The following is a 15303-nucleotide window of genomic DNA, read 5'->3' as shown; positions in this document are numbered from 1 at the left end:
ACCGGCACACACGGGGTCGTTCCCCCTCCCCGTGTGTGCCGGTTCCGTGCGCGCCCCTTGTGCTGCCCCGCCGATTGCGCTTCCTTGATCGGCATGGCGGAGACAAGCGCAACCACAGGGACAGGGGAGCAGGCCTCCCGACCACGGAAGTCCAGCTGGAAGTACATCGGCCCCGGCATCGTCGTCGCGGCGACCGGCGTCGGGGCCGGTGACCTGGTCGCGACGCTCATCGCGGGCAGCAAGTTCGGATACACCCTGATGTGGGCGGCGGTGATCGGCTGCGTCGTCAAGATCTCGCTCGCCGAGGCGGCCGGCCGCTGGCATCTGGCGACCGGCCGGACGCTCTTCGACGGCTGGCGCAGCCTGGGCCCCTGGACCACGGTGTACTTCGCGGTCTACGTCGTGCTCTGGGGCTTCCTCTACGGGGCGACGGCCATGTCCTCCAGCGCCCTGCCCATCGTGGCGCTGTTCCCCGACGGCCCCGGGCTGAAGTTCTGGGCGATCGTCACCGGGCTGATCGGGCTGGTCTTCGTCTGGTTCAACCGGTACGCCGTCTTCGAGAAGGTCATGACGGTCCTGGTCGGCATCATGTTCGTGGTGGTCGTCTACGTGGCCGCCCGCGTCGTGCCGGACGTCGGGGCCTCGTTCGCCGGGCTGCTGCCCGTGCTCCCGGACGGCTCGCTCCTCTACACCCTCGGGCTGATCGGCGGCGTCGGCGGCACGATCACCATGGCCGCGTACGGGTACTGGGTCAACGCCAAGGGCTGGAGCAACTCCTCCTGGATGAAGGTGATGCGGCTCGACAACCGGGTCGCCTACATCACCACCGGGGTCTTCGTCGTGGCGATGCTCATCGTCGGCGCCGAGCTGCTGCACGCCTCCCAGACCGCCCTCACCTCCGGCGACCGGGGCCTGATCGATCTGGGCAGGGTGCTGGAGGACCGCTTCGGCGCCGGCACCGCCAAGCTCTTCCTGGTGGGCTTCTTCGCCACGTCGTTCTCGTCGCTGATCGGCGTCTGGCACGGGGTCAGCCTGATGTTCGCCGACTTCGTGGAGCGGTTCCGGGCCCCGGCGGCCGGTGCGGCGAAGGCCGAGGAGCACGAGGGTCCGGACGTCGCCGAGCGCCGGCAGCGGTCGCTGCCGTTCCGCGCGTACCTCCTGTGGCTGACCTTCCCGCCGATGACGCTGCTCTGGCTGGACCAGCCCTTCGGCCTGGTCATCGCCTACGGGGTGCTCGGCGCGTTCTTCATGCCGTTCCTCGCCGTGACCCTGCTCTGGCTGCTCAACTCCTCCCGTACGCCCGGGGAATGGCGCAACGGATGGCTCAGCAACGGGATGCTCGCCCTGTCCGGGCTGCTGTTCGTCGTGCTGTGCGTCCAGCAGGTGCGCGAACTGCCCTGGTGACCCCGTGACCTGGGGAACCCGTGACCTGGTGGCTGGGGGCCCGGGGTGACCGGGTGGTCGCCGACGTAACGCCGCAGCGCCGCCGGGGGAGCGGCGGCGCTGCGGGATCCGGATGGTGCGGTGGCGCTACGGCAGGCTGGGGGTTCCGGGTGGTGCCGTGGCGCTACGGCAGGCTGCGGACGTGCGGTCCGACCGCCTTCGACCAGGCGAACCCGGCCGTCGCGTCCCAGTTCGTCGACCAGGTCATCGCACCACGCAGCGACGGGTAGGTCTTGGACGGCTTGAACGAGCCGCAGTTGGTGCCCTTGGTGAGGCAGTCCAGCGCCGCGTTCACGATCGACGGGGAGACGTAGCCGCTGCCCGCGCCGCGGGTGGAGGCGGGGACGCCGATGCCGACCTGGGACGGGTCGAGGCCGCCCTCCAGCTGGATGCAGGCGAGCGCGGTGAGGAAGTCCACCGAGCCCTGCGAGTAGACCTTGCCGTCGCAGCCGAGCATCGAACCGCTGTTGTAGTACTGCATGTTGACGACGGTCAGGATGTCCTTCACGTTGAGCGCCGTCTTGAAGTACTCGCCCGAGGTCGACTGCATGTCGAGGGTCTGCGGAGCCATCGTGAGGACCAGCCCGGGGCCCGCCTTCGCCGACAGCTGGCGCAGCGCCTTCGTCATGTACGTGGCGTTGAGACCGTTCTCCAGGTCGATGTCGACCCCGTTGAAGCCGTAGTCCTGCATCAGCGCGTACACCGAGTTGGCGAACGCGGTCGCGGATGCGTCGCTGTCGACGCGGACCGTGCCCAGCTCGCCGCCGATCGAGATGATGACGTTCTTGCCGGCCGCCTGCTTGGCCTTGATGTCAGACCGGAACTGGGCGTCGGTGTAGCCGTTCAGCCCGGCGGTGTCCAGGTTGAAGGTGACGGCGCCCTGGGTCGCCGTGGCGTCCGCGAAGGAGACCGCGATGATGTCGTAGTCGGCCGGGACGTCACTGAGCTTCTGGACGGCCGCGCCGTTGTTGAAGTTCTGCCAGTAGCCGGTCACCGCGTGCTTGGGCACGGAGGGACCGGGGCCGGGACCCGTGCCCTCCTTCGCCGTACGGGCGCTGACGGCGGCGGACTTGACCGACTCACCGGCCGCGTTGGTGGCGCTCACCGAGAACTGGTAGGCGGTGTCCGCGGTGAGGCCCGTGATCGTCGCCGAGGTTCCGGTGGAGGTGGTGGCCTGCACACCGTCCCGGTACACCTTGTAGCCCGTCGCGCCGGAGACCGCGTTCCAGGACAGGGCGACGGAGGACGTGGTCGTGGCGCCCGCCGCGAGGCCCGCGGGAGTCGCCGGGATGACCGGGCCGGGCTCCTCGCCGCCACCGCCGTCGGGGCCGGTCACCTCGAAGTCGTCGGCGAGGTAGGCGGCCTGCCCGTACCAGCCGTGGGTGTAGACGGTCACCGAGGTGGTGTTCGCGCCGGTCTTGAAGCTGGTGGACAGCTTGGTCCAGGTGGCGGAGCCCGGCGTCCAGGTGGAGACGTCGGTGGTTCCGGTGCCGCTCACGCCGAGGTAGGTGTAGCTGCCCTGCACCCAGGAGCTGAGCGCGTACGTCGAGTTGGGCTTCACCTTGACGGCCTGCGAACACTTGGCGTTGTCCTGGCCGGCCGGGGTGGCCTTCAGCGCGGACGTACCGCCGTGCACGGGGGAGGAGACGACGGTCCCGCTGTTCCCTGAACAGGTCCAGTTGGCGAGGCCCGACTCGAAGCCCGCGTTCTTGGCGTTGTTGACGTCGGCGGCCTGGGCGGTGCTGACGAGTCCGGTGACGGTCAGGGCCGCGGCCGCGATGACGGCCATGGTGCCGCCGAGGACGGGACGGGAGCGACGACGCCTTCTGTGACTGCTGCCTGCGGAGCGTTCCACTGGTTCCTCCGTGGGGAGTTGGTGGCCTGGCGGGGGTCGTGCAGGAGTGCCGGGCGGACGAGGGGCGGCCGGGCTGCACGCGGTGGGCCGGGCGAAGCGGGGATGTCGTACGGCGGTGGTACAAGGGGGTAGGGAACCGGGCCGTTGAACATGGAGTGTCCGGCCGGGGGCGGTGGCCACCGCTTGGCGCATAAAACTGGTCCAGACCAATCAAGTTGTCAAGACCTCTGGCGGTAAAACGCCTTCAGCGAACGGGAGTGCGAGGTCGTGCCGCCGGGTCGACGGCGGGGCGCGCGAGGCCCCGGGGAGGGTGCCGGACGGAGGTGTTCTCCGCCGGGAAACGCCCCGCGCCCGCACATCGCCCCCCGCAAGGGTGATCTTGTGGGCGATCCTCCGACGGTCACGGAAACGCCCTTACGAAAAGGAGGCCGACGGCTCGGAATCCAGTCTGACGTGCGCGAATGGATACCTGATCGAAAGCCGGACGCAGGCTTCGGTAACGCTCCGCGATGACAGCGGAGTTGCTCGGAATCGATTTCGTCCTGTTTAACACCCGGGCCCCGTAGGAACGGTGTTCGCATGATGCCGTACTGGTCTCCGGTAACTGTTCTCTGCCTGGTGAGACGTGGCTAAAGTGCTGAGTCAGGAGCACGGAGTCAGGAGCGATTGCGGCCGACGTCCCCACGTCGACCGGAGCCGAAACGGGGAAGAGCGTGCCGACCGCAATAGCAGTGACGAGCGCAGACCTGGTGCTGCCGCCCACCGACCAGCAGACGCCGACCGCCGCTCTGCTCCAGGCCCCCGAGGCCCAGACGCTGGAGCTGGCGATCGGCGACATGCACCTGCTGCTGGAACAGCACGGGTATGTGATCGCCCTCTATCCCTCGGGCATCCGGCCCGAGCACGAGCGTCGCCTCCACTCCATTCGCTCGGTGCTGGAGAGCGACCGGATCGCCCTGGTCAAGGTGGACCTCCCGCCCCTCGGCCTCGCCGTACTGGTGCGCCAGCTCCGTCAGTTGTCCATCTGCGACTTCAGCCCCGGGGTGGTCGCCTCCGCCGCCCGGCTGCTCTCGCACTACATCTACGCGGGTGCACTCCTCAACTCCGTCGCCCGGCTCGACCGGGTCCCGGTCAGCCTCAAGAGCCACGCCACGTCCTGGGTTCCCGGATCCCAGTTCGCCGTGCTCGCCGGACCCGAGTCGCAGTTGGTGAAGGTGGGCCCGACCGTCGAACCGCCGACGGGGCCGGTTTTTGGTACGCATCTTCTGGTCGCCAAAGGGAATCTGCAGTCGGACTGGGTACAGGAGACCCTCGCGCCTGCCTGGAAGGTCCAGGCCATTCACGACGCCACGGTCCCGTCCGACTCACCGCGCTGGTGGGGCACGGGAAAGCTGGTGGAGTTCGCCGCCCATCTCCCGGACCTGTCCGTGCTCTACCAGTTGGTCTCCTCCGTACGCCGGGAGAAGTGCCACTGGTGCGCCATGGAACTCATCGGCGACCGTTGCGCATTCTGTTCCGCTCCTCTCGCGGCTTCGGAGAACCGCGCGCTGCTCACCGGTGTCCTCCACCACGGGGCGGGCGAATCACCGGGCCCCTAGCGAGACTGCTCCTCCCCGCAGGACCCGCTCCTCCCGGTTCCTGCCCGTACTCCCCGCACTCCTCGCACTCCCCGCACGAGACCGTCCCCGCTCCGGTCGGCCCGCAGCAGCGCGCCACCGCAGATGTAAGCGCGTAACCGCTCCACGTCCACCGCTCGACCGCTTGACCGCTCCACCGCAGACGTATGCGTGTAACCGCTGCACCGATCCGCACCACCCCGCACCGCTCCGTCTGTCCGCAGTCCGCCCCACGCATCCGATTCGAACGAGGTTGTCCGGACCATGAACTCCCGCCAGCGCCGCGGCGTGATACTCCTGCTCCTGTCGGTCCTGTGTGCCTTCGCGGCCTTCGCCGGCGTGCTCTCGGTGATCAGCGACGTCAACTCGAAGGTCGGACCCGAGGTGACGGCGTACCAGCTGAAGACCAACGTGGCCCCGTACACAGCCCTGAACAGCGGCCAGTTCGAGAAGATCAAGATGCCCAAACGCTGGCTATCGGAGAACGCCGTGACCGACCTGCGAGAGGTCGAGTCGAAGATCGCGGTCACCGAGCTCCGCGAAGGCTCCCTGCTCCAGTCGGACATGATGGTCCGCAAGCCCGAACTCCGTGCAGGTGAGCAGGAGATCGCCATCATGATCGACGCCTCCACCGGCGTAGCGGGAAAGATCACACCGGGCGCGACGGTCAACATCTACGCCACGTTCGCCGGTGAGGAGCAGGGCGACGCGGCCCAGTCCAAGGTCATCGTCTCCAACGCCAAGGTGCTGGACGTCGGCGAGCTGACCCCTCTGGACCCGAGCGCGGACGACCGGGGGACCCGGGCGACCGAGGCCGTGCCGATCACCTTCGCCCTGAACACGCTGGACACCCAGCGCGTCGCCTACGCCGAGTCCTTCGCGGAGCACGTGCGTCTCGCGCTCGTCGCCCCGGGCAGCGACGGCACCATCCGTCCGGGGGACCGCACCTACACGCTCGACAAGGACAAGTGAGGATGGGATGACCACCAGAATCCTCCCCGCCGTCGGTGACCTCGACGCGGCCCGCTCCGTCACCACCCTGCTCAGCCAGCTCCCCGACGCCGAACCCGCGACCCCGGTCGGCGACTCCACCCAGCTCATCGACACCCTGGCCCGCCTCGCGGGCGAGGCGATCGACGAGCTGCCCGAGGTGGTGCTGGTCCACGAGCGGATCGGCCCGGTGCCGGCCCTGGAGCTGATCCGGGAGGTGTCGATGAGGTTCCCGTCCGTCGGCGTCGTCCTGATCACCGCGGACGCCAGTCCGAGCCTCTTCGCCGACGCGATGGACTCCGGGGCGCGCGGCCTGGTCACCCTGCCGCTGAGCTACGAGGAGCTGGCCAACCGGGTCCAGGCGGCCGCCCAGTGGTCCTCCGGCGTACGCCGCCATCTCACCTCCGCGAACGACGTCTTCACCGGCCCCGGCGGCACGGTGGTCACGGTCACCGGCGCGAAGGGCGGCGTCGGCGCGACCGTCACCGCCATCCAGCTCGCCCTGGCCGCGCAGGCGTCCGGCAACACGGTGGCGCTGGTGGACATGGATCTCCAGACCGGGGACATCGCCTCGTTCCTCGACGTCCAGTTCCGCCGCTCCCTGGTCGACCTCGCCCTGATCACCGACATCTCGCCCCGGGTGCTGTCGGACGCGGTGTTCTCCCACTCCACCGGCCTCGCCCTGCTCCTCGCCCCCGGCGAGGGCGAACGCGGCGAGGAGGTCAGCGACCGTTCGGCCCGTCAGATCGTCAGCGCGCTCCGCACCCGCTACGAGATCGTCGTCATCGACTGCGGCGGCCAGATGAACGGGGCCAACGCCGCGGCCATCGAGATGGCGGACGTGGCCCTGCTGGTCACGACCCCGGACGTGATCGCGGTGCGCGGCGCGAAACGCATCGTACGGATGTGGGAACGGCTCCAGATCCGCAAGGCCGAGGAGACGATCACCCTCGTCAACCGCTTCACCCGCAACACGGAGATCCAGCCGCCGCTGATCCAGAAGATCACCGGCACCCGGGTCGCGTCGGCGGCGATCCCCGCGAACTTCAAGGAACTCCAGGCGTCCATCGACTCCGGACGCCTGCACGAACTGGACGCCAAGAGCACGGTCAAGCAGGCGCTCTGGGGCCTGGCCGGAGAGCTGGGCATCGTCAAGGAGAGCGCGACGGCGAAGAAGAGCGGCGGCGCCCTGGTCAAGCGGAACAGCGGCGCTCCGAAGAACGACCGGGGCTCGATCGGACGCCCGCGCCGCCGGCGCGACGGCTCCGGCCGTGGACTCGGAGACTCCGAGGGGACACGTTGAGCGATGACCACCACAAGGACGGCACGAAGCGGCATACGGGGGCGGATCACCGCCCTACGTGACCGCTGGTACGGGAACAGGCCGGGGGCCGGGAACGGAACCGGGACCGGGGCCGGGGCCGGGGACATAAACGGGACCGGGACCGGGGCCGGGGACATAAACGGGACCGGGACCGGGGCCGGGGACAGAAATGGGACCGGGAGCCGGAACCGGGACCGGAACCGGAACTGGAACCGGGGCCACGACCGGAACTGGAACCGGGACCGGGACCGGGACCGGGGACAGACCGCGATCGAGTTCCTGGGCATGACCCCCTTCATCATCCTGATCATGCTCGTGCTCTGGGAGTGCGCCCTGATCGGCTACACCTTCAGCCTCGCGGGCAACGCGGCCGACGTGGGCGCGCGCAAGGGCAGCGGGGCGGAGTACGGGGCGGGGGCGGCCTGTCGAGCCGGCGCGCTGAAGGACCTCCCCGACGCCTGGAGGGACGGTGCCCGGATCCGCTGCGACGGGAGCAGCAGCCGCCTATACGAGACCACGGTGAGGCTGAAGGTTCCCGTGCTGGTGCCGGGCCTCTTCGACCTCGACACGCAGATCAAGGGCAGGGCGGGATCGCCGAAGGAGGACCAGCGGTGGTGACGGAACATCCGTACAGCGGGCGCACCCGCTCCGTACGAGCGAGGGACGACCGGGGCCAGGTCGCCATGGAGTACCTCGGCTTCCTCCCCCTGCTGCTTCTCGTCGCGATGGCGGCCATCCAGCTGGGCCTGGCCGCGTACGCCGCCAACCAGGCGGGTACGGCCGCGCGCGCCGGAGCCCGTACGGAAGCCAGCGTGGACGCCCGGGGGAGCGGTCGGTCCAACGCCCGCGACGCCGTGAGCGACTGGGTGAAGGAGGGCGGATTCCGCTACCGCAGGAGCGGCGGGCAGGACATCACGGTCACGGTCCGGGTCAAGGTGCCCTCCGTGGTGCCGGGACTGGACGACTGGTGGGCCGAGCGGAGCACGACCATGCCCAACGAGAAGTCCAGGATCGGTTCCTGACCCCCGCGCCTCCACCCTCCCCCCACCCCCCCCACGTACGGCCCTGACCCGGGCCGGACCGGACCTGTCGGACCAGCACCGTCCGCGAACACCGAGGAGAGCTACGCCGATGAGCCTGCGGGCACGCATGACCGCTCCTGAGGAACAGGGCGGGGCACGGGAGGACGGCCACATGGTGGCCACCTACCGGGCCAAGCTGCTGGAGGAGATCGACCTCGCGGAGATGTCCTCGCTGGCCGCCGCCGACCGGCGGGCCCGGCTGGAGCGCGTCCTCGGCCACATCATCAGCCGCGAGGGCCCGGTCCTCTCCACCGTCGAACGCTCGCAGCTGATCCGCCGCGTCGTCGACGAGGCACTCGGACTCGGCATCCTGGAACCGCTCCTGGAGGACGCGTCCATCACCGAGATCATGGTCAACGGCCCCGACCAGATCTTCGTCGAGCGCAACGGCAGGGTCGAACAGCTCCCGATGCGCTTCGGCTCCCACGAACAGCTGATGCAGACCATCGAGCGGATCGTGTCGACCGTCAACCGCCGCGTCGACGAGTCCAACCCGATGGTCGACGCCCGCCTGCCCAGCGGTGAACGTGTCAACGTGATCATCCCGCCGCTCTCGCTGACCGGCGCGACGCTCACCATCCGGCGGTTCCCCCGCTCCTTCACGCTCCAGGAGATGATCGGCTTCGGTTCGCTGGACGAACAGATGCTGGTCCTGCTCGCCGGGCTGGTGCAGGCCAAGCTCAACATCATCGTCTCCGGGGCCACCGGCACCGGCAAGACGACCCTCCTCAACGCCCTGTCCGGGCTGATCCCGAACATCGAGCGCATCGTCACCATCGAGGACTCCGCCGAACTCCAGCTCCAGCAGAGCCACGTCATCCGGCTGGAGACCCGCCCGGCGAACGTCGAGGGCAAGGGCCAGATCACCATCCGCGACCTGGTCCGCAACTCGCTGCGTATGCGCCCCGACCGCATCGTCGTCGGTGAGGTCCGAGGCGGCGAGTCCCTCGACATGCTCCAGGCGATGTCCACCGGTCACGACGGTTCGCTGGCCACCGTGCACGCCAACAGCGCCGAGGACGCGCTGATGCGTCTCCAGACCCTCGCCTCGATGTCGGAGGTCGAGATCCCCTTCGAGGCGCTGCACGACCAGATCAACAGCGCCGTCGACGTGATCGTCCAGCTCACCCGGCACGCCGACGGCACCAGGAAGATCACCGAGATCGCCGTCCTCGACTCGCACGGCCGCGACCCGTACCGCATCGTCACGGTCGCGCGGTTCAACGCACAGCCGATGGCCCCCGACGGCCGCATCTACGGCGACTTCCAGTACCTCCCGTTGCCCCGGAAGCTCGCCGAGCGCCTCTACCTGGCCAGTCAGCCCATCCCGCAGGCGTTCGGCGTCGCCCAGTCCGCCGAACAACTCGCCACCCGAGAGGCCAACTAGGTACCGAGCCATGGACAACGTCAACCTCCCCCTGGTCACCGTCGGCGTCACGCTGCTGGCCTGCGTGCTCGGCGTGATCGGCCTGCACTCCTACTCCGGCGGCAAGGCCGACCGCGACGCCCTCGTCGACCGGCTCTCCCACGTCGGGCAGATCCCGGAGACGGGCCGCCCCCGCCGCTTCAAGGGCTTCGACCGCAGACTGCGCGCCACCGCGCTCGGCCGGAGACTGGAGCTGAAGCTCGCGGCGACCGGCATGGACATCACCCCCGGCGAGTTCTTCGTCTACGCGGTCGTCGCGATGGCGGGGCTCTGGATGATCGCCTCCTCCATACTCGCCGCGTTCTTCGGCCCGGTCGCCGCACTGATCGGCCTCTGGGGTACCAACGCGTTCCTCAACTGGCAACGGGTCAAGCGCACCGAGCGCTTCATCAACCAGCTCCCCGAGCTCTCCCGCATCCTCGCCAACGCCACCCAGGCGGGCCTTGCCCTGCGCACCTCGCTGTCGATGGCGGCCGAGGAACTGGAAAACCCGGCCGGCGAGGAGCTGGCCCGGGTCGCCAGGCGGCTGGCCGTCGGCGAGCCCCTGGAGGACGCGCTGAGCGAGCTGACCGACCGGCTCCCCTCCCGCGAACTGGTAGTCCTGGTAACGACGCTGGTCCTCTCCAACCGTGCCGGCGGTACGGTCGTCAGCTCGCTGCGCAACCTCACCGAGACCCTGGAGGAGCGCAAGGAGACCCGCCGCGAGGTCAAGACCCAGCTCTCCCAGGTCACCGTGACCGCGTACGCGGTACCCCTCTTCGGAATCGGGGCGATGCTGCTGATGAACGCGGTCATGCCCGGGGCGCTGGACCGGATGACGGGGGCGTTCTTCGGCCAGGTGGCGGTGGTTGTGTCCATCGTCCTCTACGCCATCGGGTTCGTCGTCATCCGCCGCTTCTCCCGTATCGATGTCTGAACCGATGCCTGAGCCCAGGAACCAGGAAGAAAGGGGACGGACATGGACCTGCTGCTAGCCCTGGTCGTCGGCCTCGCCGTCTACGGGGCCATCCACGGCATCCGGATGTACCGGGCCGACGCCAAACTCCCCGGCGACCTGGCCGTGGCCCTGGAGTCCGGGGCCTCCCGCACCAGCGCGGTCGGCTCCGGCATCGACCGCCTCGGCATCCGCTGGGCCCCCATGGTGCTGCGGATGATGGGCCCCAAGGCCGTCAACAAGAAGCGCCGCCAGATCGACCTGGCGGGCAACCCCGGCGGCCTCACCCTCGACCGTTACGCGGCCCGCCGCGCCGTCTACGGCGCGCTGGGCGTCCTCGGCGCGTTCTCGATGCTCCTGCGCGGCCAGCTGTTCCTGGCCCTCCTGATGGTCGCCTTCGGCCTGTTCTGGGTCGAGGCCGGGATCTGGTCGGCGATCCGGGTGCGCCGTGAGCACATCGAGCGGACGCTGCCGGACTTCCTCGACGTCCTGGCCGTCGTCGTCTCGGCGGGGCTCGGCTTCCGGCAGGCACTCGACCGGGTCGCGGAGAAGTACGAGGGCCCCTGGTCGGACGAGCTGCGCATCACGCTCCGGCAGATGGACATGGGCGTCAGCCGCCGCCAGGCCTTCGAGGAACTCCGCAGACGCAACGACTCCGAACAGGTCGCCATGTTCGTCACGACGCTCCAGCAGGGCGAGGAGCTGGGCGCGCCGATCGTGGAGACGCTCATCCAGATCGCCAACGACATGCGCCGCACAGACGCCCAGAACGCCCGCCGCAAGGCGGCCAGGGCGGTCCCGAAGGCCACGTTCGCGGTGACCACGTTCCTCCTCCCGGGCACGCTGCTCCTCCTCACTGTCGGATTCGTGTACGGAGCCGACGTCGACCTCACGTCCCTCACGGGCGGATGAGATGAACGCCGGACGGGACGACATGAATGACGGACGGGATCACATGACGACGGGCCGGATGACATGAACGACGGGCCGGATGGGGACGGGACTCCTACGTTCCGGAACGCCTGCTGAAGCGGTCGGCCGGCCGTGCGGAGCACGAGCGTTACGGGGAATGAGACGGAGGTGACAGCACATGGCATTCCAGCTCAGCGGAGCCCAGCCCGGACTGACGGCGGAACTGACCCGCGCCCATGCCGGAACCCCGGCCCGCCCGGCCTTCGCCATCCAGGTCAACGCTCTCCAGGCGATGTGCCGCCAGGTCTTCGGCTTCCGCCTGGCGATGATCGCGATAGCGACCCCGTACGCGATCGACCGTACCGCTCCCGGCCTGCCCACCTGGTTCATCGGCTCGGCGATCCTGGTCACCTTCATGGGCTCGTACCTGCTGTTCCGGGACTGGGAGCGGTTCGGCCCGGTGCTCCTGCGGCACCCCTGGCTCCTGGCCGTCGACGTGTCCTTCGGCGCGCTGCTGCTCATCACGGCGACCCCCGAGTCGACCCTCGCGTACGTCACCGTCTGCACCCCGCTGCTGGCCGGCCTGGTCCAGGGCTGGCGCGGTGCGGCGGTCTTCGCGGCGCTCCAGGTGGTCATCGTCTTCGGCGTGTACGCGAGCGTCCCGAAGCTGGAGCCGGGCGGGGCGCCGGCCCTGCTCCTGCCCGGCTTCTGCGTAATCGCCGGGGCGGTCGGGGTCACCCTGCGCAACCTCCTCCTGCGCTTCGGGACGGCCACCCAGGCGCTCACCGAGACCCGGGCGCGGCTGGCGGTCAACGAGGCGGTGGAGGGCGAGCGCACCCGCCTGGCCCGGGAGATGCACGACTCGGTCGCCAAGACCCTGCACGGTCTGGCGCTGGCCGCCGACGGACTGGCGGGCTCGGCCGGGCGCATGGACCCGCCCACCGTGAAACTCCAGGCGGAACTGGTCGCCCGCGCCGCCCGCCGGGCCGCCGCCGAATCCCGGGAACTGCTCACCGACCTGCGCCGGGAACAGGGCCTGGAGGGCGGCGTCGACCTGGTCGCGGAACTGGCGTCCCAGGCGCGGGACTTCACCGACCGCCACCCGGTCACGGCCACCTTCCGCCGGCTCGCCGAAGAGACCCCGGTCCCGCCCGTACCGCAGGCGGTCGCCCGGCAACTCCTCACCGTCGCCTCCGAGGCACTGGAGAACGCCCACCGCCACGCGGGCCCTTCCTACCTGATCGTCCTCGCGGGCGTGCAAGGCGACATGCTGCGCATCAGCGTGTACGACGACGGGCGCGGCCTCCCCGCCGGAACGACGCTCGACACCCTCCGCAGGGCCGGCCACTTCGGCCTCGTCGGCATGGTGGAGCGGGCCGCCTCCATCGGGGCCCGCATCCGGATCGGCCGCGGGAAGGCGGAGAAGGGCACGGAGGTGAGAGTGGAGCTCCCCCTGGCGGCGCTGACGGGACCGGCCGCCGGGGAGAACACCCCGCCGCCCTCCCCGCCCGCCCCCGCGCCGCAGACCTCACCACCGCTCCCGCCGTCGCTCGCGCCCGAGCACGTCACGACCCCCCACCCATGACCCCGACCCTGAGAGGAGGTCGCAGCATGCCGGACGATGTCACCCCCACGAACCGCGATGGGGCGTCGGCCCGTCACCACGCCCCCCAGCACACGTCGTCGCCCAACCCGCTCGCCCAGGCCCCCGGTCCCGCCGGCCGGCCAGGACACCAGCACACTGCGATCCAGCACCCGGCCGCGCCGACCCCGTACCCCGCGTTCGGAGGGCCCACCGCGTCGCCCTTCCCACCGGCTCCCGCGGCTCCCGAACCGGCCCGGCTCCGGGTGGTGGTCGCGGACGACAACCCGGTGGTCCGGGCGGGGCTGGGCGTCCTGCTCTCGGGTCGGGCGGACATCCAGGTCGTCGCAGAGGCGGCGGACGGCCGCGAGGCCTACGAGAAGACGCTCCAGCACCGCCCCGACGTGGTTCTGCTCGACGTCCGGATGCCCGGCGTGGACGGCATCTCGGCCCTGCCGCACCTGGTCGGCCTCGCGCCCGTGCTGATGCTGACGTACAACAGGGAGAGCGAGATCGTCCACGAGGCGCTGCGCCTGGGTGCGGGCGGCTACCTGGTGCACGGAGAGTTCACCGCGGACCAACTGGTCCGTGCCGTGCGCGACACGAAGGACGGCCGCGCGAACTTCACCGCCACGGCCGCCGACGCCCTGCTGGCCCACATGCGACTGGGATCGGCTCCGCCCCGGGGCCCCCTGCCGGAGGGGCTCGGATCGGCCCTGACGGCGGCGCCCCTCCCCGCGCACCCGGCGCCACGCCCCCTCGAAAATTCGGAAAGTCTTTCGCAACTGCAACCTTCTGTGGGACAGTCTTCTCTGTCCGGGGGGTCGGCGCCCGCCCCCAACAGGCGGCAATACAAGCTGAGTTCGCGGGAGGTGGAGGTCATGGACCTGATTGCGTCCGGAATGAGTAATCAGCAGATCGCCGCCACCTGCTTCATCAGTGAGAAGACGGTCAAGAACCACATCAACCGCATCTTCACGAAACTCCACAGCACCACCCGCAGCGAGGCGATCGCCCACTGGCTCGGCACCGCGCCCCGGAGCACCGGGCGGCAGCCATGACCGAGCGATCGCGCAACGAGGCTACGCAGAAAGCCTTTTGGGCCCGGGAATGGGCCCACGGGCCCTCTGGGGCGGTAGGGGTTCTCCCGTATGTTTCTCACGTCGTCAATGGCACCGGCCGGGAGGAAGCCGGTACCGAGGGCGGCACCGCAGGAACGTGCGAGTCGGCCGGCAATCGGTCGGCCGAACCCGGAGGGGACCACCATGTCGGACATTACCCTGAAGACCGCCGTCCGCGTCAACGGCTGGGCCAACACCGCCGTCAGCAGCATCCAGAAGCGCTACGCGGCGAAGGACCGAGGGCAGACGGCGTTCGAGTATCTGGGCATCATTCTGGTGGTTGTGGCGATCATCGGTGCGATTGCGGCAGCCGGGATCGGTGGGAACATCTCGGAGCGCATCGACGGACTGGTGACCGCCATCACCTCTGGCTGATGCGTACACGTCCACGCGGCGACGCAGGGCAGGCCTTCCCCATCTACATCGTGATGGTGGCGGGCCTGCTCTTCCTTGCGTTGGCCTTCTTCGCTGTGGGCAAGGCCTCGGCCTTGCGCAACGGTTCCCAGGGCGCGGCGGACGCCGCCGCGCTGGCTGCCGCGCATAAGGCACGCGCCGATTTCGGGCCCGGATTCCTCGGCTCGCTGCCCGGCAACGCGCTGGATGCCTTCCTCATCGCGCCTTTCGCCCCGCCCTGCGCCGAGGCGCAGAGACTTGCCGAGGCCAACGACGCGAAGAGGGAGCTCTGCTATCCAACCCACGGATACCTGCGCGACAAGATCACGGTCGAGGTTGAGGGACACGAATCGGTGGACTCGCCGGTGATCCCCGGTTCACAGAACAAGAAGGCCAACGCCAAGGCCACCGCGCTCATCGAGTTCCGCTGCCCCAACCCGGTAGTCATCGACGCCAACAGTGACGGCTCCCCGGAGGCATTCATCTTCACGTGCAGGAGCGGCGATGTCATCAAGATCGCGACGGCCGAAATCGGTCGGCCCGGGCTGTGGGAGAGCGTGGGCAGAACTCTCTTCGATGTGCGGTTGGTCGACCAGTGACAGCGAAGCGAACGACTAGTAGAGGA

The 15303-nt window shown here is 69.7% G+C and carries 14 protein-coding genes; 13 read left to right on the top strand and 1 reads right to left on the bottom strand.

Features of this window, described 5'->3' with window-relative positions; genetic code table 11:
• Positions 1–93: 93 nt before the first annotated feature.
• Positions 94–1404, top strand: coding sequence for an Nramp family divalent metal transporter (locus ACH4KB_RS31020; protein ID WP_398069206.1), 1311 nt, complete (start codon positions 94–96; stop codon positions 1402–1404).
• Positions 1405–1567: 163 nt separating this feature from the next.
• Here ACH4KB_RS31020 and ACH4KB_RS31015 read toward each other — a convergent pair whose 3' ends face one another.
• Positions 1568–3298 (bottom strand): chitinase, encoded by a 1731-nt coding sequence (locus ACH4KB_RS31015; RefSeq protein WP_398069204.1) that lies wholly within the window; start codon positions 3296–3298, stop codon positions 1568–1570.
• A 731-nt stretch (positions 3299–4029) separates the two neighbouring features.
• Here ACH4KB_RS31015 and ACH4KB_RS31010 point away from each other — a divergent pair.
• From ACH4KB_RS31010 to ACH4KB_RS30955, 12 genes are all read left to right on the top strand, one after another.
• The gene (locus tag ACH4KB_RS31010) at positions 4030–4896 is read left to right on the top strand and encodes a hypothetical protein (RefSeq protein WP_398069202.1); all 867 of its coding nucleotides are present in this window, start codon (positions 4030–4032) and stop codon (positions 4894–4896) included.
• A 282-nt stretch (positions 4897–5178) separates the two neighbouring features.
• Positions 5179–5886: a Flp pilus assembly protein CpaB gene (cpaB, locus tag ACH4KB_RS31005; RefSeq protein ID WP_398069200.1), complete on the top strand. Its 708-nt coding sequence runs from the start codon at positions 5179–5181 to the stop codon at positions 5884–5886.
• 7 nt (positions 5887–5893) lie between these two features.
• Positions 5894–7207, top strand: a complete 1314-nt coding sequence (locus ACH4KB_RS31000; RefSeq protein ID WP_398069198.1) for a CpaE family protein — start codon at positions 5894–5896, stop codon at positions 7205–7207.
• Positions 7208–7498: 291 nt separating this feature from the next.
• A complete protein-coding gene (locus ACH4KB_RS30995) occupies positions 7499–7846 on the top strand; it encodes a septum formation initiator (RefSeq protein ID WP_398069355.1) in 348 nt (115 codons plus the stop codon).
• Positions 7843–8250 carry a TadE/TadG family type IV pilus assembly protein gene (locus ACH4KB_RS30990; RefSeq protein ID WP_398069353.1) on the top strand — a complete coding sequence of 136 codons (408 nt, stop codon included), beginning with the start codon at positions 7843–7845 and terminating at the stop codon, positions 8248–8250. Before ACH4KB_RS30995 ends, ACH4KB_RS30990 begins: the two co-directional genes overlap by 4 nt.
• Before the next feature lie 109 nt (positions 8251–8359).
• Positions 8360–9697 (top strand): CpaF family protein, encoded by a 1338-nt coding sequence (locus tag ACH4KB_RS30985; RefSeq protein WP_003966653.1) that lies wholly within the window; start codon positions 8360–8362, stop codon positions 9695–9697.
• A 10-nt stretch (positions 9698–9707) separates the two neighbouring features.
• On the top strand, positions 9708–10652 hold the full coding sequence (locus tag ACH4KB_RS30980) for a type II secretion system F family protein (RefSeq protein WP_398069196.1): 945 nt from the start codon (positions 9708–9710) through the stop codon (positions 10650–10652).
• Between the two features lie 42 nt (positions 10653–10694).
• The gene (locus tag ACH4KB_RS30975; RefSeq protein ID WP_018956136.1) at positions 10695–11582 is read left to right on the top strand and encodes a type II secretion system F family protein; all 888 of its coding nucleotides are present in this window, start codon (positions 10695–10697) and stop codon (positions 11580–11582) included.
• A 178-nt stretch (positions 11583–11760) separates the two neighbouring features.
• Positions 11761–13167: a sensor histidine kinase gene (locus ACH4KB_RS30970; protein WP_398069194.1), complete on the top strand. Its 1407-nt coding sequence runs from the start codon at positions 11761–11763 to the stop codon at positions 13165–13167.
• Between the two features lie 26 nt (positions 13168–13193).
• Entirely contained in the window at positions 13194–14225 is a 1032-nt protein-coding gene (locus ACH4KB_RS30965) for a response regulator (protein WP_398069191.1), read from the top strand.
• A 204-nt stretch (positions 14226–14429) separates the two neighbouring features.
• The gene (locus ACH4KB_RS30960) at positions 14430–14660 is read left to right on the top strand and encodes a hypothetical protein (RefSeq protein WP_398069189.1); all 231 of its coding nucleotides are present in this window, start codon (positions 14430–14432) and stop codon (positions 14658–14660) included.
• Entirely contained in the window at positions 14660–15277 is a 618-nt protein-coding gene (locus tag ACH4KB_RS30955) for a pilus assembly protein TadG-related protein (RefSeq protein WP_398069187.1), read from the top strand. The genes ACH4KB_RS30960 and ACH4KB_RS30955 overlap by 1 nt, the downstream gene beginning before the upstream one ends.
• Positions 15278–15303 lie beyond the last annotated feature (26 nt).

This window comes from Streptomyces sp. NPDC017520 (assembly GCF_044329855.1).
Lineage (GTDB): Bacteria > Actinomycetota > Actinomycetes > Streptomycetales > Streptomycetaceae > Streptomyces.
The sequence above is the reverse complement of the archived record's forward strand: the minus strand, read 5'-3'. Positions and strand labels throughout refer to the sequence as shown.